The following is an 18,165-nucleotide window of genomic DNA, read 5'->3' as shown; positions in this document are numbered from 1 at the left end:
GTTTTATCTCCTTACGAGATACAATGTACAAGCGGGGCCTGCCGATTGCTCGGCGGGTCCCGCTTTTCTTTTTCGACTAGGGTGGGCGAGTGCGTTTTGCCCACTTGGGAAGGAGCGATCCTATGCCCCAGAACATCTTTGGCACCGACGGCGTCCGTGGCGTCGCCAACGCCGACCTCTCGTGCGACCTCGCGTTTCGCCTTGGCCGTGCGGCGACCAAGTTCCTTGGTCCGGACATTTGCGTTGGCCGCGACACGCGTCTTTCGGGCACCATGCTCGAGAGCGCTCTGACCGCTGGCATTATGGCCGAGGGCGGTCGCCCGCACTGCTGCGGCGTTATCCCTACGCCGGCCGTGGCGCTGCTCACTGTCCAAAACGATCTCGACGGCGGCATCGTCATCTCCGCTTCGCACAATCCGCCGGAGTTTAACGGCATCAAGTTCTTTAGCCGCAAGGGCATGAAGCTTCCCGATGCCGTTGAGGAAGAGATCAGCGCCTGGGTCATGTCCGAGGAGGCCATGGCTGCCGACACGCTGCCGACCGGCGCCGGTGTGGGCCACATCATCAAGATGAAGGACGCTCGCAAGGCATACGTCGACCACGCTATCAGCACCCTCGACGGCCTTAAGCTCGACGGCCTGGTCGTTGCCGTTGACTGCGGTCACGGTGCTTCCTGCCAGACCACGCCTGCCGCGCTTCAGCGTCTGGGCGCCACGGTCCACGCCATCAATACCGACTACTGTGGCACCGACATCAATGTTGAGTGCGGCTCCACTCATCTTGAGCCCCTGCGCGAGCTCGTGCTGCGCACCCACGCCGACATCGGCCTGGCCCACGACGGTGACGCCGATCGCGTGCTGTTCGTGGACAGCGAGGGCAACGAGATCGATGGCGACTATATCCTGGCCATCTGCGGCTCTGACCTGGCCGCTCGCGGCAAGCTCGCCAACTCCGAGATTGTCTCGACCGTTATGTGCAACCTAGGCTTCTCCATCGCCATGAAGGAACAGGGCTTTGAGATGGTGCAGACCGCCGTGGGCGACCGCTACGTGCTGGAGCGTATGCTCGCGGACGGCGCCGTTATCGGCGGCGAGCAGTCCGGCCACATCATCTTCCTGGAGCACAACACCACCGGCGATGGCCTGGTGACGGCGCTGCAGCTGCTGGCCGTGCTCAAGCGCACTGGCCGTACCCTCACCGACCTCGCAGGCATCATGAAGAAGTACCCGCAGGTGCTCGTCAACGTGCATTCCGACAACAAGGCCGGTCTGGACGATTGCCAGCCCATTTGGGACGCTGTCGCTGCCGCCGAGAAGGAGCTTAACGGTCGCGGCCGCATTCTGGTGCGCCCGAGCGGTACCGAGCCGCTGGTTCGCGTGATGGCCGAGGCCGAGACGCACGAGCTGACTCAGCGCGTCGTTGACGACATCGTCGAGGTTGTCAAGCGCGAACTCCCCTAATGGTCAAAAACCAATGCCAAGTGGTAAACTAGTAAAACTGGTTTTGATTATTGGTATGTCCAAGGGGGAGCATGTTCACTAAAGTCCTAAGGTCTTTTGGTATGCGTGGTCGAGTCCTTACGCTGGATGCTCCCATCTCGGGCGATGTCATTCCGCTTTCCGAGGTTAACGACCAGACGTTTGCCACTGGCCTTTTGGGCCAAGGCGTTGCCATTCGGCCTACGGGCACGCGCGTGATTGCACCTGCGGATGCCAAGATCGAGGCGATTTTTCCAACGGGACACGCCGTTGCGCTCAACACGGTCGATGGCTTGGATGTTTTAATCCACGTTGGACTCGATACCGTTCAGCTCGAGGGCAAACACTTTACCGTGCATGCACAGGTGGGCGATATCGTCCATAAGGGCGATGTGCTTATCGAGTTTGAACGCGAGGCAATCGAGGCCGAGGGCTACGATGTGACGGTTCCCATTTTGGTGTGCAACTCTGTTGAGTTCTCGAGCATCAAGGGCTCCGTTGGCGAGCATGTCGAGGAGATGGATCAGCTCATCGTCGCTCGCGAGCGCTAACTCGTTCGCTTGCCCTTTGGCCTACAATTCAAACACGTTTACGGAGGGCGCCCTTGAAAGAGGGCGCCCTTCGTGGCAAGATGAAAAATGTCCGAGGCTAAAAGGCTTCGGGTCACCGTGGACGGGCAGGGGCCTCGACGCGGCTAGACACGAGATACATACATTACGCGACCTCGCCCTGGTGGCCGCACACGTTGGTTGCGGCCGACGCAGGCCGCGGGCAAGTGCTTGTAAGGGGAGCCTTGCCTCTCTTCTACGAGAAAGGATGCGTAATGAAGATCATTAAAGCTAAAGACTACGAGGATATGAGCCGCAAGGCCGCCAATATCATCTCGGCGCAGGTTATCCTTAAGCCCGATTGCGTGCTCGGTCTTGCCACCGGCTCCACTCCGATTGGCGCCTACAAGCAGCTCGCCGATTGGTACAAGAAGGGCGATATTGACTTCTCCGAGGTCAGCACCTATAACCTGGACGAGTATCGCGGCCTTTCGCACGATGATCCCCAGAGCTATCACTACTTCATGCGCGAGAACTTCTTCGATCACATCAACGTCGATCTGAATAACACGCACGTGCCCGATGGCTCCAACCCCGATGCCGCCGCTGCCTGCTCCGAGTACGACAGAATCGTCGCTGCCGCCGGTTACCCGGATCTGCAGCTGCTCGGCATTGGTAATAACGGTCATATTGGCTTCAACGAGCCCGATGACCACTTCTCCAAGGGTACGCACTGTGTCGATCTCACCGAGAGCACCATTCAGGCCAACAGCCGCCTGTTCGATAGCATCGACGACGTTCCCCGCCAGGCTTACACCATGGGTACCCAGACCATCATGTATGCCCGCATGATCCTGGTCGTCGCCAACGGCGAGGCCAAGGCTCAGGCTGTTCACGATATGTGCTATGGCCCGGTTACGCCCGAGTGCCCGGCTTCGATCCTGCAGCTGCACACCAACTGCGTCGTCGTTGCCGACGAGGCTGCCCTTTCGCTCTGCGAGTAGTACAATCCGAGCGATTTGTTATTACTTTGTTACAGGCTCCCGTTCTGCGGGGGCCTTTTTTATTATGCATATGCGGGATGGCGGCTAGCTTATAGACTCATGAGCCCTTATACTGCGTCCGTCCGCAATATCTGCCAGCGGAACCAGAATGAGCGCGGACTTTATGGTGTGCATAACATTAGCTTGCCAAAAGCTTGACGGTGGTGCCTCGTATAGCGTGATGCATTCTCTAGCATAGTCTATTCAAAAATGCTACTAATGAGTCGCAAACGGTAGCAGCGCGTAGGCGAGTTGCGCAACAAAATATTACAAGCCCCATTGCGTTACACTGCCAAATGAGTGGGACATGCTGGCAAGCGCATTGACCTGCGCAAAGACCGGTTGGTTGGGGGAGAAGTTTCAATCGGCGCTCGCTGAACAAAAACTTGCCAAATGCGAACCGAAAGACAACCTAAAACTCTGCGTCGTTCGATTTACGGGATGGCTTGGGCTGTCTTGCGATTACGGTGTCCATGTGGTCGAGGTAAGGAGCGAGCATGATGAACGGGCTGAACGATACGGACGATCTCGAATTGGCGCCGTTGGGCACAGGTTATATGGTCCGACGTGATCGCCTGATGAGCGAGTTGATTGTCAAGGGCCGCAAGGCGGGCATTGTGTTGCTCTATGCACCAGATGGGTTTGGGAAAACATCGATATTGCTTCAGTACACTCAGGAAGTCAAAAGCGACCCGACGCGCGGTCTGGTACGAATCATCGAGGCTGACCGCGCGATTGCCCGCGAGGTGTTTATACAGCTCGAAGTGGTCACAGATGAACTTGAGGACAAACCGCGATCGTTGATTGCGATCGATAACGTCCCCAACCTCGATCAGCAAGATACCGAGGAGCTTATCGATCGAATTCGAGGCCTGCGCACTATGGGGATCGGGGTCTTTGTCACCTGCCGTCCCTCAAATCGCCAGTTGATTCGCGGGCTGGGTGACTCGGTCAAGATCAATGCGCAGATGCTCAAGGTGCATGCCTATGAGTATTCGGCTTGGGCATCGGCGTTCTCGATTAGCACGTCGCTCGATTTTTACCAGCTCACACAGGGTGTTCCCGAGTTGGTTTCGGCTATGCAGACGGGGCTGTACGGAGAGGGCGACGTTGCCAGCTTGCTCGAAAACGAGATTGTCAACGTGTACGGTGCGGCACTTGCCGATATGGCATCAATCGATAACGGCGCCCTATTTAACGTGGCGTGCGTGATGGCCCTGATGGGCGAGGGCAAGATTGCGGAACTTGAGGCATGCGGTGTCAGGCTCTCCATGATCGATCAGTCCTATCTTGTTCGTGATTATCCGATTTTTGGTGTCGATCCGGTCGACCGAAGCTTTACGTGTATGGGCACCGAGGATAACGCGCGCCTGAGATTACGAAAAATGGTTGCGGAAATTCGTCCAGAGCTCGTTATGCGCGCGGCACGCATTCTGCTCAAGGCGGGCCGATGCGATGCTGCGATGGATTTGGCAGATGCCTTTTTGGATCGCGACGCCGTCCTTGAGCTTGCTGGACAGTATGGTGTCGATTTGGCTCTGACTGGGCATGGAGGGGATGTCTGTCGCGCGGTACTGAGGACGACGGATGCAGACAAGCCCGCGTTGGAGCCGACGCCCACCGAGGCACTTGGTGTCTATTTGGCGGCGGTAAGCGTTTCGAATACTAAACTGGCCCGGTATATGGCCTCGATTGTCGAACATGCGAGCGCACAGTCGGTCCGCGAGATTGATTTGGTTTCTTGGAAAGTCGCCCAGGTGCTTACGGTCGTCTGTTATGGAGATTGCGAGCTTGGGCTTCCAGCCAATCCTGCGCTTCCAAAAAATGAGGCATCTTGTGCTGCGCTCGATATGCTGTCGGCGCATATCGAGGTTAAGAGCCGGTTGACCGAACAGGCGAAAGACGGCGCAGCGCTTTCGGAACTCAAGGCGAACAAGGTATATGATTGCGAACTCGATATTGCAGAGATTCTCATACGGGCAGATCGGATGTTGGTGGAGCTCTTTGATGGGTCCTTTATGGGAATCGATGAGCGTGACGACGAGATGTCTCGAACACGGGAGGCACTCGATGCTCGTGGGCTTAAGGCACCGGCTGTCTGGGTGCGTATGGTGCTGGCGGCACGGCGTCTGCTTGCAGGCCTGCCAATGACTGACGATGCGGCGTTTAATGAGCTCGATCGCTTTGCCGTGCGCGTGCGTGACAATCAAATCCAGCTGTTTGGCCTGCTACTCGAAGGCTGGCAGGCGCTCGCCGAGGGGCGCCCGGTCAACGCGAAGTTCCGCGCGGTCCAGGTGCTCAAGCTTGCTGACGAGTCGATCGCATACATGCGCGACAACGCGTTGCTGTTGGAGCGTGCATCAAGCCTTCGCAATACGTCGATGGTGTCGGTACGAGAAGAGGCAGAGCTGCTCGACCTAAGTCGGACACAAGTCGGCGGCGCGGAGGCTTGGGTCGTAGCGCTGCATTTGGCGTCTGCGGGCCGCGACAGCGATCTTGCCGCCTGGATGTCTATGAATCGTTCTGGGATTCTGGAGCCAGCGTATCGGCTGTTTGCACGCCTTGCGATGCATTGCCTGGGCGAGCCTGCTGCCAAGATTCGAAAGAAGCTCCCGGTGCGTGAGCTATCGCGATATTCGCTGCGCGACGATTTGGAGGGAGAGAGCGAGCGGCTGTTCCAGGTCGGCGAGGTCGAACCCGTCGACGCTATCGATCATATCGAGATTCGCATGTTTGGCGCGTTTCGTGCCGAGCGCGACGGATTCCCCATCACAGACAAGATGTGGCGTCGTAAGAAAGCGGCAACGCTTGCCGAGCGGCTTGCGTTGGGTATCGATTCGTTTGTCGATCGCGAGACCTTGGCTATGGAACTGTGGCCACATGCCGAGTACAGTAGCGCCCGTAACAACTTGTATTCGACTGTGTCACGCTTACGATCCGCTTTGGGACCCACGCCAGATGGCAAGTCGTGCGTCCTGATTCAAAACGACTGCCTTGGCCTCAACAGGGATTACGTTAAGACCGATGTGAAGCTATTTGAGCAGATAAGCCGCGAGATTTTGGGTAATCGCACAAGAGTGCGTGGGCCTCACCTGGTCGAGCTGTGTCTTAAGATCGAACAGCTCTATACCGGACCGCTGTATATCCCCAACGGTTGCAATCCGACGTACTTTTTGCGCATGCGCCGCATCATGCAGTCGAAGTTTATCGACTGCATGATTGTGGGAGCAAGCGCTGCCTTGGAAGAAAACGACCTGCAGTCGGCAATCTGGCTAGCAGAAGCGGGGCTACGTCAGGAGACCGCACGCGAGGACATGGTGCGATGCGCCATGCGTGTGTACGGAGCGGCGGGGAGACGCCGCGATATCGTCGAGCTCTATAGCGGGCATATCCATCATCTTAAGGAACAGGTCGCAGGCGTTCCCGAGCCCGAGACCAAGCGTCTCTACGAGCGTCTGGTCGAAAGCAGGGTCAACCGACCGTTCATTGAGCGATAAAAAACGGGCGCCCGCATCATTCGGACGCCCGCAGGCTTGCTCTGTGTGAACCGATTGGCCCTTAGACGAGCTTGATCTTCTCGATATCCTTGCGCGAGGACTCTCGATACAGCGAGAACTTGCGGCCGATAACCTGAACGACGTCGGCGTGGCAGCGCTCGGCGAGTTCCTCGGCGGCCTCGCGGGCAGAAAGGCTGGAGCCGTCCAACACGGAGCACTTAACGAGCTCGTGCTTCTCCAGGTAGGCGACCGTCTGCTCGACGGTACCCTCGTTGACATCGGACTTACCGATGATGATGGCGGGGTTGAGGTGATGGGCCATGCTGCGAAGCTGCTTGACCTGGGCTCCTGTCAGTGCCATGGGTTCTCGCTTTCTATGTATGGGGCGCCCCGCGATGGGGCCTTAATCTACGTGAGCTGTCCCACGATAGCGCAGGAACGGCGCGGTGTGGAGCGCGTTTGCCAGTTCGCAAAGAATGCGGATGCCGGGCGGGTAGACGATGCATACTTTAGATGGGCTACGGTCGGGGCGCAGAGACCGGCTCCCAGGCGATAAACGCCCATCGGACCTTGCGGATGTGGTCGAGCATGTAACGTCCCTGCGGCACGCCCTTGGATCCCGGCTCGCCGGCATGGGGGTTCTCGATCATATGTTGGGCGATATAGTCGTGCAGACGATCGATCTTATCCTCGTTGCCATGCTCGAGCATACGGGAGAAGTCCGCCACGCCGGCCTCGAGGCTATCGAAGGTGTCACGACGGGGCGATTCAAAATACGTGACCTGCGGTAGTGCACCCATCTGAATAAGGATGTTAAAGGCGTACACAAAACCATTGCTACGGGTAACCGGGGCGCCGATGGCATTCATCACGTGCGGGTCATAGCGCGGGCTGGAGTTGGCGACCATCGTGACAGCACAACGCCGCCGAGCCGTACGGTCGAGCTTGGCAAGCGCGCCTTTTAGGTCGTTCGTAGTAACCGAGCGACTCGCAAAGGCAACATCTACCGCTTTCGCGACCGGTCCAACCAAATCCCAGTCATCATCCCAAGCAAGCTCAAGCGGTGTAATGCGATCCTCGAGCCCATAGTACTCAATGCCGGCATCAAGCGTGCCCAACATAGCAGGGGAAAAATCAGCGGCAATCACGGGATGTCCAGCCTGAGCAAGCGGAATAGCAATCGACCCAGCCCCACACCCCATATCGAGCAACGACTCGCCGGGCTCAAGCGCCAGCAGCTTTATAAAATCTCGGGCGTAGGGGGCAGTCTCAAGCGGCCGAAAATGCCGAGCCCGCTTATCCCATTCAAAAGAATCATCAGCCCGCCGCCGACCAGCCTGCAAGCGCATCCATTCGCCATTCCAATCCGCAGAAAGAAGCTCAGATTGAATTACACCATCAGCCACGGGCCATCCCCCTTACAACAAAAAAGCGGCCCCTCCCAAAAGAAGAGCCGCAACAAGCATATATCAGAAAAAGAACCGTTCCAACGCCAAACCGCCGCACCAGCCAAGTGGTGCAGGAGCGAAGCAACTGCAACCGGGATAGAACCCAACTGAGGTCCCGTTGTGCGGGAGCCCCGGTGAGGGCAAATATATAAGGTCAATCGCGAGTTCCGCACGAGCCGGAGAGCACTTAATGTGCTCTCCGTGCGAGTCAGGACTGTCCGAGCAGGCGACCTTATATATTTGCCCTCACCGGGGCTCCTCGCCCTGTAACTCCCTGCTAGTTCTTGAGCGAGTTCAGCGGCGCCGGGAAGCGTCCACCGCGGTGGGCAAGCACGGTGCCGGCGTTGGGGTTCACCGGCATGATGGGCGCACGGCCAAACAGGCCGCCATACTCGACGCAGTCGCCCACGCCCTTGCCGATGGCGGGGATCACGCGCACGGCCGTGGTCTTATTGTTGATGACGCCGATGGCCATCTCGTCGGCGATAATGCCGGCGATAGTCTCGACCGGGGTGTCGCCGGGAATGGCGATCATGTCCAGGCCAACGGAGCACACGCAGGTCATGGCCTCGAGCTTCTCGAGCGAAAGCGCGCCGGCCTCGACGGCGGCGATCATGCCGGCGTCCTCGGACACGGGGATAAAGGCGCCCGAGAGGCCGCCCACGCTGGAGCTGGCCATGACGCCGCCTTTCTTGACGGCATCGTTGAGCATGGCGAGCGCGCAGGTCGTGCCGGGGCCACCGCAGGTGCCCACGCCGATGATCTCGAGGATGCGCGCGACGGAGTCGCCGACGGCAGGCGTAGGCGCCAGCGACAGGTCGACAATGCCCTTCTCGACACCTAGGCGACGGGCAGCCTCGCGACTCATGAGCTCGCCGGCACGGGTGATCTTAAAGGCGGTCTGCTTAATCTTTTCGGCGACTTCCATCATCGATGCGGAATCGGGCAGCTTCTCCAGGGCTGCGGCCATAACGCCGGGGCCCGAGACGCCTACGTTGATGACGGCGTCGGCCTCGCCACCGCCGTGAACGGCGCCCGCCATAAACGGGGAGTCCTCGACCATGTTGGCAAAGCAGACAAACTTGGAAGCACCGACGGAATCCTCATCTGCCGTAAGCTTGGCGGCATCGATGATGGTCTGAGCCGCCATGAGCACGGCGTCCATGTTGATGCCGGCGCGCAGGCTGGCGACGTTGACGCTGGAGCAGACGCGGCTGGTGGTAGCGAGCGCCTGGGGGATGGACTGGATGACGCGGCGGTCGGCGTCGCCGATGCCCTTCTGGACGAGTGCGGAGAAGCCGCCCAGGTAATCGATGCCGAGCGTCTCGGCCGCGCGGTCGAGGGCATGCGCGATGGGGGTGAGGTCCTCATCCTTGCAGCATGCGGCGATCTGCGCCACCGGGGTGACGGAAACGCGCTTGTTGACAATGGGGATACCGTACTCGCGCTCGAGGTTCTCGGCGGTCTCGACCAGATGCTCAGCCGTGTGCGTCACGTGGTCGTAGATCTTCGTGCACATGCGGTCGAGGTTCTCGTCGCCGCAACCCATGAGCGAAACACCCATGGTGATGGTCCTGATGTCGAGGTTCTGCTCCTCAACCATGCCGCGGGTTTCCGCGATTTCTGCGGGCGTGATCGCCATCCTTGCACTCCTATCTGCCAAAACGAGCATAGCCTTGTCTATTCTAACGTGCCGCACGTGCCAAGTGGCGCATGCGGCACGTTTTGGTGCTCGGTTGTTTCCGTTGTGTTACTGCCCAAAGACCTCTTCGGCGATACGAGCGCTTTCGGCGGCGTCCTTGGCGTAGTAGTCCGCGCCGATCTGCTTGGCGTATTCGGGGGTGAGTACGGCGCCGCCTACGATGATCTTGACGCCCGGCACCTCGGCATGAAGCAACTTGATGGTCTCCTCCATAGCGACGACCGTGGTGGTCATAAGCGCCGAGAGGCCGACGAGCTTGATGTCGCGCTCCCGTACGGTCTTGAGCACCTCCTGCGGGTCGACGTCGCGGCCTAGGTCAAAGACGGTATAGCCGTAGTTATCGAGCAGCATCTTGACGATGTTCTTACCGATGTCGTGGATGTCGCCTTTGACGGTGGCCACGCAGATTTTGCCCTTGTCGGCAATCTCGCCGGCGGGCATCAGGCGCTTGATGGTGTCAAAACCCACGCGCGCGGCCTCGGCCGAGGCCATGAGCTGCGGCAAGAAGAACTTTCCCTGGTCAAAGAGAACGCCAACCTCGTCGAGGGCGGGGATAAAGTGGTTGTTGATGAGGTCCATGGCGTCGTGGTCTGCCAGCAGACGCTCGGTCTCGGCCGCAATCTCGCCTTTGCGGCCCGAGACGACCATGCGACGAATCGGATCGTCGTTGCCGTCGGTGCCGTCGGTGCCAGCGGCGGGCACAGTGTCGGTCGATACTGTCTGAGCCGCCGCCGGGTTCGCGGCGATCTTGTACGGATCGGTCCAGCCGGCGTAGCGCTCGATGTATCCGGTTGAGCCCTCGTCCTCAACGCTCAAGACGCGATAGCTGTAGACGGTATCCATAAAGCGCTTGGAGCCCGGGTTCATGATGGGGGCGTCCAGACCCGCGCCAAAAGCGGCAGCCAAAAAGACCGAGCCCAGCAGCGGGCGGGCGGGCAGACCAAAGCTGATGTTCGACACGCCGAGCGCGCATTTGACGCCCAGACGCTCCTTACACAGGGACATGGCGCGCAGAATCTGTTCGGCTTGGCGTTGATTGGTCGAGGCGGTCATGACCAGACAGTCGATGAGGATGCGGTCCGGTCCGATGCCGTAGCGGGCGGCCTCGGCCACGATGCGCTCGGCGATGGCGAAGCGAGCCTCGGCGGTATCGGGAATGCCGCCTTCGTCGAGCGTGAGGCCGACGACGTTGGTGCCGTAATGGGCGACCAGCGGAAAGATCTCATCCATGATCTGCTGCTTGCCATTGACCGAGTTGATGATGGGCTTGCCGGCGTAGCGGCGCACGGCGGCCTCGACGGCTGCGGGGTCGGTGGAGTCGATCTGCAACGGCAGCAGCGTGGAACCCTGGAGCTGCTCGGTGGCCTGTTGGATGATCTTGACCTCGTCGATCTCGGGCAGGCCCACGTTGACGTCCAGGATGTCGGCGCCTTGCTCCTGTTGGCTGATGCCCTGGCTTACGACGTAGTCCAGGTCGCCGTCGCGTAGGGCCTGCTGCAGGCGCTTTTTTCCGGTGGGGTTGATGCGCTCGCCGATGACGGCGATCTTGTGGCCGTCACAGGGAAGGTTAACCACGGTCTGGGCGCTCGTGACCGACATGCTGGGCTTGCGGTGGCGCGGGCTGGGCGTGTGGTTGTCGATAAGCGTGCGCAGCGCTGCCATGTGCGCCGGCGTGGTTCCGCAGCAACCGCCCACGACGCTCACGCCGTCGGCGATCATGCCGGCGACGGCCTTGGCGTATTCGGGGGCCTGGATGTCAAAGACGGTGTTACCGTCGTCGTCCACGTGAGGGAGTCCCGCGTTGGCCTGCACCATAACGGGCTTGTCCGTAACGGCGAGCATACGTGCGGCGAGTCCTCGGAGCTCGGCCGGTCCCTGGCTGCAGTTAATGCCCAGGACGTCGGCGCCGATGGCGTCGAGCGTGATGGCGGCAACCTCGGGACTCGTACCCAGGAAGGTGCGGCCGTCCTCCTCAAAGGTCATGGTGGCAAAGACGGGCAGCTCGGAGTTCTCGCGGCAGGCAAGGACCGCCGCCTTGATCTCGGCAAGATCGGTCATGGTCTCGATAATAAAGAGGTCCACACCCGCCTCGACGCCAGCGCGCACTTCCTCGGCAAAGAGGTCATAGGCCTCGTCGAAGCTGAGGGTACCCAAGGGGCGAAGCAGCGCACCGATGGGGCCGATGTCGCCGGCGACGTAGTGGGCGCCGGCCGCGCGGGCGCAGGCGACGGCGGCGGCAAAGACATCTGCCACGGTGGCGGCACCGTCGAGCTTGTGGGCGTTGGCGCCAAAGGTGTTGGCGGTGATCACATCGCAGCCGGCCTCGACATACTGACGCTGAATATCGGTAATGACCCGGGGCTCCTCAAAGTTGAGCAGCTCGGGCAGGGCGCCGGCCTTCATGCCGGCCGCCTGCAGCATGGTGCCCATGCCGCCGTCGAACAGCAGGTGCCCCGTGCCCTCGATGGCGGCGCGCAGGCGATCGTCCTTAATGTAAAGGTCGTCGATCGTGCGCGTCTTGTACGTGGCGCCCTTGCGGCGGGCAGCATCAACGGGCGCCGCCAGCGCGGCGCCGTCCAGATCATGAGTGATAAGCGGGGTGAACATTAATGAACTCTTCTTCTGCTAGTAATTACTGATTTTCTTTACGGTGATCGAGGACAGGTATTTATCCTTTTTTGCTTTATAGGTTGCTGCTTTGTCCAGCGATTGCTGACATTCGTTCCAGATCGAATAACCGGATATAAGGAAGATAATTCCCAAGACAATGAGGATGGCGCCTATAACGAAATGGCTGAACAGGCATGCTAAAAGACCGATTCCGCAACATATATATCCAGGTAGAACTTCCTTTGACGAGGCAATACGCAATGTTTCCGCCTCTTCTTCGACCCCTTTAATGGCGCGTTCAAATTCTTGGTCAAATATGGGCTTAACATCTTCTGCAGATGGGTCTTGCTGTGATTCGAGCCACTTTAGGTTGCTCTTTTCGTATGAAAGGCTTCGTTCGAATATCTCTCGATCCTGCTTTAATGCTGAGCTGTACTTTTTGCTTGAAAATAGCTTTCGGGATATTTTGTATAGGGTATTTGCGTTGCTCGATGAAGTCCCATACTGCCAATCTTTAATATTTAAGTTGATGGCCATTTTTGGCAAAAGGTCTAATTCGTCTGTAGCGGCTTTTTCTTTCCGTTCAAGTTTTTGATATTCATCTTCAACGAAAACAAGGGGTACAGAAGGTAGGGCAGACGGGAACGTTGATGTAAAGACCGCTAGTCTTGATATATCAGAAAAAACGATAGCTTTTGATCCTGAGAGAAGAGACTGTATTTCCTTTCGATAATTGGACGCCTCCGGCTGGTTTTTAACGTCTTGCCAGTGAATTCCGTGCTGGCAGAGTGTTTTTTGCCAGCGTTTTCTTGTCGGCGGTTTGAATAAATGATCGAATAGCCTCGTACCGTCAGAGGTTTCAACAATAAGAGACAGCATTTCCTCACCGAGCTTGCTGCTTCCTGTTGTCTCTATGCTTAGAATTAGAACATCGCTAGGGGCGTTTCTAATAAGAGAGAGAATATTACGACTATCAAAATCGGATAAAAATTCTTCTGTCTTTTTAATCTGCAGCTGCGCTTCCTCTATGGCTTTATTTCTCTGACTCTGTGTTTCCCTCTGCTCAATTTCCTGTATGAGAGCGAGAGCAGATGAGCTAATTTCGAAGGGGAGGTCGTAAGTGATTTCATAGTTACGTTTGAGGTAGTAGTTTGAAGACACGGCTGAATTGTCATCAAAGAAATCTACGCAAGTTGATTCGTAAGTATGGCTTTTTGACCGTTGCGATGAACGCGTCTTTTTGCTTGAACAGAACGAGTCGTTAATTCCAACAGTGGTTTTGTTGTAAACGCGATTGTATAGTGCGCGAGAAGGATCTTTAACTATTCCGGTCTCTCGTTGTCCATATCCAGGAATGAACGCACTTTTTGCTGAGCGAGTAATCCTTCCTTTTGTTCGGGCGGAAATGGACTTTGAAACACTGGGGGTTCTGATTCCAAATTTCATTTCTGACCTCGTAACTTAACATCGGATTCAACTTTGGCATTTAGTATAAGTCAAGCGCTAAATCTGCCATTTCTACCCCGTCCCCAGGTGGCTGGAATAGCAGGTGGTGTGGGCGGCGCGGAAGCGGCAGTGCTCGCGCATGCGGCAGATATTGCAGGTGGGGCGACTCTGGGCGTCGTGGACCTCGCCGTCAAACAGACCGATCACCGCGGTCACGCTCTTGGTGGGCATGAGCAGGCTGGTAGGTGTGACGGTAAGCCCGATGAGCCGCGTGGCGTTGAGTGCAGCCACGATTGAACGCTGAGCCGTAAGCGGGCAGTCGCCGTAGCCGGGACTGAAGCGCCAGTTACCGGCGAGTCCGTGTGCGGCGGCCGCAGCCTTGACCTGCTGGTCCATCTGCTCGACGGCAGCTTCCACATAGGCGGAGCACGCGGCATCGAGCACGGCTCCCTCTAGGGGCTGCTGGGCTCCCGTGGTGCGCAGACGACGCTCGGCGTCCATGCCGAGGGTGCATGCCATGAGCGCGGCAAAGCGGGCGTCTTTGAGATGTCGATAGATATCGCGACCGCGCAGCTCAACGTTGGTTCCAACCAGACGGATGTTGGGCTCTCCCTGCTCGTCCACGCCCATGGCATCGACGGCAAATACGCGGCGCACGCCACGGGGCTCAATGTCCAGCTCAAGGCGCTCGACCACAAGCTCAATACGCTGCGACAGCTCGGGCTCAATCTGCTGGCCGTCGTAACCCAGATACCGCAGCATCTCGGCACGATCGACGCGGGGATGGTGGGTATCATCGATACGGTAGAGCGCCGGCGACGCAAGGTCGGCCGGCACTTCACCAAAAGCTGTATCGATGTGCGGTTTTTCCATTACCCCAGGCGCTCCATAATGGTTGCGGCGATCGCAGGACGATTCATAGTGTACAGGTGCAGGCCGTCGGCGCCGTGCTCCTTAAGGTCGCAAAGCTGGCGGGCGGCATAATCTACACCGGCTGCCTGCAGGCTCTCGGGGTCATGCTCGTACTTGGCGAGAATCTTGATGACGGGGGAGGGCAGCGACGCGCCGCACATAAAGACCATGCGGCTGATCTGCGACTTGCCCATAAACGGCATGATGCCCGCGGTAATGGGCACAGTGATACCGGCCTTGTCGGCAAGCTCGCGAAAACGGTAGAAGCACTCGTTATCAAAAAAGAGCTGCGTCACAAAGAAGCTCGCGCCGGCGTCCTGCTTTTGCTTGAGGTATTCGACCGAAGCGTTGAGATTCTCACAGGCAATGTGGCCCTCGGGGTAGGCTGCGGCGCCCACGCAAAAGCCGGCGTCGACGAGCTCGGGGATGAGGTCCCGGGCGTAGGCGTAGTCCGAGGCGGGTTTGTCATCCTCGCTCGCGCCGGCGGGAAGATCGCCACGCAGGGCCAGCACATTTTCTACGCCGGCGGAGCGGTATTCGTCGATCTTGGCGGCGATATCGGCATGCGTGCGGCCAACGCAGGTGAGGTGCGCCACCGAGGACGTATCGAATTCGCTCGTAATCATATGCGCGATGGGGGCGGTGGCGGAGCCGTTGCCCGAGCCGCCGGCCGAGCAGGTGACCGAGACAAAGCTCGGCGAAAGCTTGCACAGATTGCCAGCCACCTCGCGAGCCGTGTCGAGGGTAAGCTCGCCCTTGGGCGGGAACATCTCAAACGAAACGGGCGTGGTGCCCTGGGACGCTGCCTGCTTAAAAACCTCGTCGACGCGCATGTCGTGCTCCTTTAGATACATTAGCGTGATGTGTTGTAAGGATTCTACAGCACCGCTGCGCTACGGTGGAGTTTTACTCGCTATTTGGAAATATCAATCGAAGATGTTTCGCTATCGGCATTCCCTATAACAGCGTAGCTAATTTGGAGCTTTTTTACCCCATCACCAGGTACGCAGGGTAGTCTTTTTGGGACGGGGCTTTTTTAGCTACCCAATCCGGCGCCTCCAAAGCTTGAGACCATATTTAAATAGGGCAGCTAAAAAAGCCCCGTCCCAAAAAGACTACCCGTAAACCATGCGGAGAAGTCTGCAATTTATACAGTTGATTGACTGTTGAGGGTGGCAACATTGCCGCGATGCGGTAACCTCATTGATTAGTTTCGCGACGGCAACATAACGGTAATGTCGCGGAAACACGGCGAGTCTAAGCTATGACTCGTTCGTTAGTAATCAACACCGCTTCTCACGCGGTGCCGATACGAAGGGAGTTCCGTATGGCCGAACTTACTGACCGCTTCGGGACCATGGTGTTCTCTGAGGAAGTCATGAAGGACTACCTCCCCAAGGACATTTGGAAGCGCCTTGCTGCAACCCTCGAGGACGGTGAGCCACTCGACCTGGATGTGGCCAACGCCGTTGCCCATGCCATGAAGGTTTGGGCCATCTCCAAGGGCGCGACGCACTACGCGCACTGGTTCCAGCCGCTTTCGGGCATTACTTCCGAGAAGCACGACAGCTTCCTCGAACCCAACCACGACGGCACCGCTATTACCAAGTTTACGGGAAAGAACCTCATCCAGGGCGAGCCGGACGCATCCAGCTTCCCCAACGGCGGCCTGCGTGCCACCTTCGAGGCCCGCGGCTATACCGCTTGGGATCCCACCAGCCCCGCCTTTATCAAGGACGATGTCCTGTGCATCCCCACGGCTTTCTGCTCCTACACGGGCGAGGCCCTGGACAAGAAGACCCCGCTGCTGCGCTCCATGACCGCGCTCTCGCGTGAGTCCAAGCGCGTTTTGGCGCTGTTTGGTAAGACCCCCAAGAAGGTCGTTCCTTCCGTGGGCGATGAGCAGGAGTACTTCCTGATCAAGAAGGACGCTTACCGCAAACGCAGGGACCTGGTCATCACCGGCCGCACCCTCTTTGGTGCTGCTCCCTGCAAGGGCCAGGAGCTCGAGGAGCACTACTTTGGCGCTATCCGCCCCACCGTCTCGGCCTATATGAAGGACCTGGACGATGAGCTGTGGGCGCTTGGCATTCCCGCCAAGACCAAACACAACGAGGTCGCTCCCTGCCAGCATGAGCTCGCCCCCGTCTATGGCGAGGTCAACGAGGCCATCGACCAGAATCTGGTCATGATGGAGAAGATGAAGCTCATCGCCTCCCGCCACGATTTGGTCTGCCTGCTGCACGAGAAGCCCTTCGAGGGCATCAACGGTTCGGGCAAGCACAATAACTGGTCGCTTGGCACCGAGTCCGAGAATCTGCTCGATCCGGGCGACACCCCGCTCGACAACCTGCAGTTCATCGTCTTCCTCACCGCGGTGATCGAGGCCGTCGATAACTATCAGGAGCTCCTGCGTGCCTCCGTTGCCTCGGCCGGCAACGACCATCGTCTGGGCGCCAACGAGGCTCCTCCGGCGATTATGTCCATCTTCCTGGGCGACCAGCTTACCGAGGTCGTCGAGAAGATCATCGATGGCAAGGCTTCCGTCCATGCCACGCGCGGCGTGCTCGACCTGGGCGCCGATACCCTGCCCAAGCTGATGCAGGACAACACCGACCGCAACCGCACCTCTCCGTTCGCCTTCACCGGCAACAAGTTCGAGTTCCGTGCCTGCGGCTCCGAGCAGAACGTCTCCGACTCCAACCTGGTGCTCGATGCCGCCGTGGCCAAGTCGCTCAAGTCCTTCGCCGATGCACTCGAGGGTACGCCCGAGGATAAGTTCCAGGACGCCGCGCTCGAGTACTGTAAGAAGGTGCTGACCGATCACCAGCGCATCCTGTTCTCCGGCGACGGTTACTCCGACGAGTGGCCCATCGAGGCCGAGAAGCGCGGCCTTGCCAACAACAAGACCACGGCCGACGCTCTTCCCGCTTTTGTTTCCGATAAGGCTATCGCGCTCTTTGAGGAGACGGGCGTCCTGACCAAGGCCGAGGCTCAGTGCCGCTACGACTGCAAGCTCGAGAAGTACAACAAGCTCATGAACATCGAGGCTACCACGATGATTCGCGAGGCACGTCGTACCTATCGTCCGGTCATCACCGCCTATGCCACCAAGGTCGCTAAGGGCCTTGAGACAATTCGTGCCGCCGGTGCTGAGGCCGCCATGCAGTGCGAGCAGAACACGCTCAACAAGCTCTGCAACGGTATCACCGCCATCAACGACTCCATCAAGGCACTCGACGCCGTGCATCAGAAGGCCGAGGCTCTCGATGGCCAGGAGCAGGCCAATGTGTATGCACACGAGGTCGTTCCCGCTATGGATACGCTGCGTGCCTCCGTGGATGCCATGGAGGAGATCGTGGCCGCCGACTACTGGCCGGTTCCGACCTACGACGACATTCTGTTCTACGTGTAGGGCATAGCCAACATATCGTCACAGTATTAAGCCGGAGTCCGCATCGCGCGGGCCCCGGCTTTTTGA

12 protein-coding genes are annotated in these 18,165 nt (G+C 58.5%); 5 read left to right on the top strand and 7 right to left on the bottom strand.

Going from position 1 to position 18,165, the window contains the following annotated elements:
* Positions 1 to 122 precede the first annotated feature (122 nt).
* From glmM to ACQRAQ_RS05380, 4 genes are all read left to right on the top strand, one after another.
* Complete coding sequence (glmM, locus tag ACQRAQ_RS05395) at positions 123 to 1,460, top strand: phosphoglucosamine mutase (protein WP_427794158.1); 1,338 nt, start codon at positions 123 to 125, stop codon at positions 1,458 to 1,460.
* Between the two features lie 101 nt (positions 1,461 to 1,561).
* Entirely contained in the window at positions 1,562 to 2,029 is a 468-nt protein-coding gene (locus ACQRAQ_RS05390; protein ID WP_427719420.1) for a PTS sugar transporter subunit IIA, read from the top strand.
* Between the two features lie 272 nt (positions 2,030 to 2,301).
* Complete coding sequence (gene nagB / locus ACQRAQ_RS05385) at positions 2,302 to 3,030, top strand: glucosamine-6-phosphate deaminase (RefSeq protein ID WP_154517979.1); 729 nt, start codon at positions 2,302 to 2,304, stop codon at positions 3,028 to 3,030.
* 539 nt (positions 3,031 to 3,569) lie between these two features.
* Complete coding sequence (locus tag ACQRAQ_RS05380) at positions 3,570 to 6,566, top strand: AfsR/SARP family transcriptional regulator (RefSeq protein ID WP_427794157.1); 2,997 nt, start codon at positions 3,570 to 3,572, stop codon at positions 6,564 to 6,566.
* A gap of 61 nt (positions 6,567 to 6,627) precedes the next feature.
* Here the strand turns inward: ACQRAQ_RS05380 and ACQRAQ_RS05375 are convergent, their stop codons facing one another.
* The 7 genes from ACQRAQ_RS05375 to ACQRAQ_RS05345 all read right to left on the bottom strand — a co-directional run bounded on the left by ACQRAQ_RS05375 (position 6,628) and on the right by ACQRAQ_RS05345 (position 15,517).
* Entirely contained in the window at positions 6,628 to 6,927 is a 300-nt protein-coding gene (locus ACQRAQ_RS05375) for a YhbY family RNA-binding protein (protein WP_117839974.1), read from the bottom strand.
* Between the two features lie 157 nt (positions 6,928 to 7,084).
* The gene (locus tag ACQRAQ_RS05370) at positions 7,085 to 7,768 is read right to left on the bottom strand and encodes a hypothetical protein (protein WP_427794182.1); all 684 of its coding nucleotides are present in this window, start codon (positions 7,766 to 7,768) and stop codon (positions 7,085 to 7,087) included.
* A 523-nt stretch (positions 7,769 to 8,291) separates the two neighbouring features.
* Positions 8,292 to 9,656 (bottom strand): PFL family protein, encoded by a 1,365-nt coding sequence (locus ACQRAQ_RS05365; protein WP_427719427.1) that lies wholly within the window; start codon positions 9,654 to 9,656, stop codon positions 8,292 to 8,294.
* Between the two features lie 108 nt (positions 9,657 to 9,764).
* A complete protein-coding gene (locus tag ACQRAQ_RS05360; protein WP_427794156.1) occupies positions 9,765 to 12,323 on the bottom strand; it encodes a homocysteine S-methyltransferase family protein in 2,559 nt (852 codons plus the stop codon).
* An 18-nt stretch (positions 12,324 to 12,341) separates the two neighbouring features.
* Entirely contained in the window at positions 12,342 to 13,772 is a 1,431-nt protein-coding gene (locus ACQRAQ_RS05355; RefSeq protein ID WP_427794155.1) for a hypothetical protein, read from the bottom strand.
* A gap of 72 nt (positions 13,773 to 13,844) precedes the next feature.
* Entirely contained in the window at positions 13,845 to 14,645 is an 801-nt protein-coding gene (locus ACQRAQ_RS05350; protein ID WP_427794154.1) for a hypothetical protein, read from the bottom strand.
* Entirely contained in the window at positions 14,645 to 15,517 is an 873-nt protein-coding gene (locus ACQRAQ_RS05345) for a methylenetetrahydrofolate reductase (RefSeq protein ID WP_427794153.1), read from the bottom strand. Before ACQRAQ_RS05345 ends, ACQRAQ_RS05350 begins: the two co-directional genes overlap by 1 nt.
* 494 nt (positions 15,518 to 16,011) lie before the next feature.
* Here ACQRAQ_RS05345 and ACQRAQ_RS05340 point away from each other — a divergent pair, with 494 nt between their 5' ends.
* Positions 16,012 to 18,099: a glutamine synthetase III gene (locus ACQRAQ_RS05340; RefSeq protein WP_154517961.1), complete on the top strand. Its 2,088-nt coding sequence runs from the start codon at positions 16,012 to 16,014 to the stop codon at positions 18,097 to 18,099.
* Positions 18,100 to 18,165: the final 66 nt, after the last annotated feature.

It is taken from the genome of Collinsella sp. SGI.178 (assembly GCF_050313495.1).
GTDB lineage: Bacteria > Actinomycetota > Coriobacteriia > Coriobacteriales > Coriobacteriaceae > Collinsella.
This window is presented reverse-complemented; position numbering and strand designations above follow the sequence as displayed.

What these genes read in the sequence shown, in the direction of transcription:
- ACQRAQ_RS05370 (WP_427794182.1), bottom strand. Translation starts at nt 7,768, where the DNA reads ATGGGGTGTGGGGCTGGGTCGATTGCTATTCCGCTTGCTCAGGCTGGA.
- ACQRAQ_RS05340 (WP_154517961.1), top strand. Translation starts at nt 16,012, where the DNA reads ATGGCCGAACTTACTGACCGCTTCGGGACCATGGTGTTCTCTGAGGAA.
- ACQRAQ_RS05355 (WP_427794155.1), bottom strand. Translation starts at nt 13,772, where the DNA reads ATGAAATTTGGAATCAGAACCCCCAGTGTTTCAAAGTCCATTTCCGCC.
- ACQRAQ_RS05360 (WP_427794156.1), bottom strand. Translation starts at nt 12,323, where the DNA reads ATGTTCACCCCGCTTATCACTCATGATCTGGACGGCGCCGCGCTGGCG.
- ACQRAQ_RS05380 (WP_427794157.1), top strand. Translation starts at nt 3,570, where the DNA reads ATGAACGGGCTGAACGATACGGACGATCTCGAATTGGCGCCGTTGGGC.
- ACQRAQ_RS05390 (WP_427719420.1), top strand. Translation starts at nt 1,562, where the DNA reads ATGCGTGGTCGAGTCCTTACGCTGGATGCTCCCATCTCGGGCGATGTC.
- nagB (WP_154517979.1), top strand. Translation starts at nt 2,302, where the DNA reads ATGAAGATCATTAAAGCTAAAGACTACGAGGATATGAGCCGCAAGGCC.
- ACQRAQ_RS05345 (WP_427794153.1), bottom strand. Translation starts at nt 15,517, where the DNA reads ATGCGCGTCGACGAGGTTTTTAAGCAGGCAGCGTCCCAGGGCACCACG.
- ACQRAQ_RS05375 (WP_117839974.1), bottom strand. Translation starts at nt 6,927, where the DNA reads ATGGCACTGACAGGAGCCCAGGTCAAGCAGCTTCGCAGCATGGCCCAT.
- ACQRAQ_RS05365 (WP_427719427.1), bottom strand. Translation starts at nt 9,656, where the DNA reads ATGGCGATCACGCCCGCAGAAATCGCGGAAACCCGCGGCATGGTTGAG.
- ACQRAQ_RS05350 (WP_427794154.1), bottom strand. Translation starts at nt 14,645, where the DNA reads ATGGAAAAACCGCACATCGATACAGCTTTTGGTGAAGTGCCGGCCGAC.
- glmM (WP_427794158.1), top strand. Translation starts at nt 123, where the DNA reads ATGCCCCAGAACATCTTTGGCACCGACGGCGTCCGTGGCGTCGCCAAC.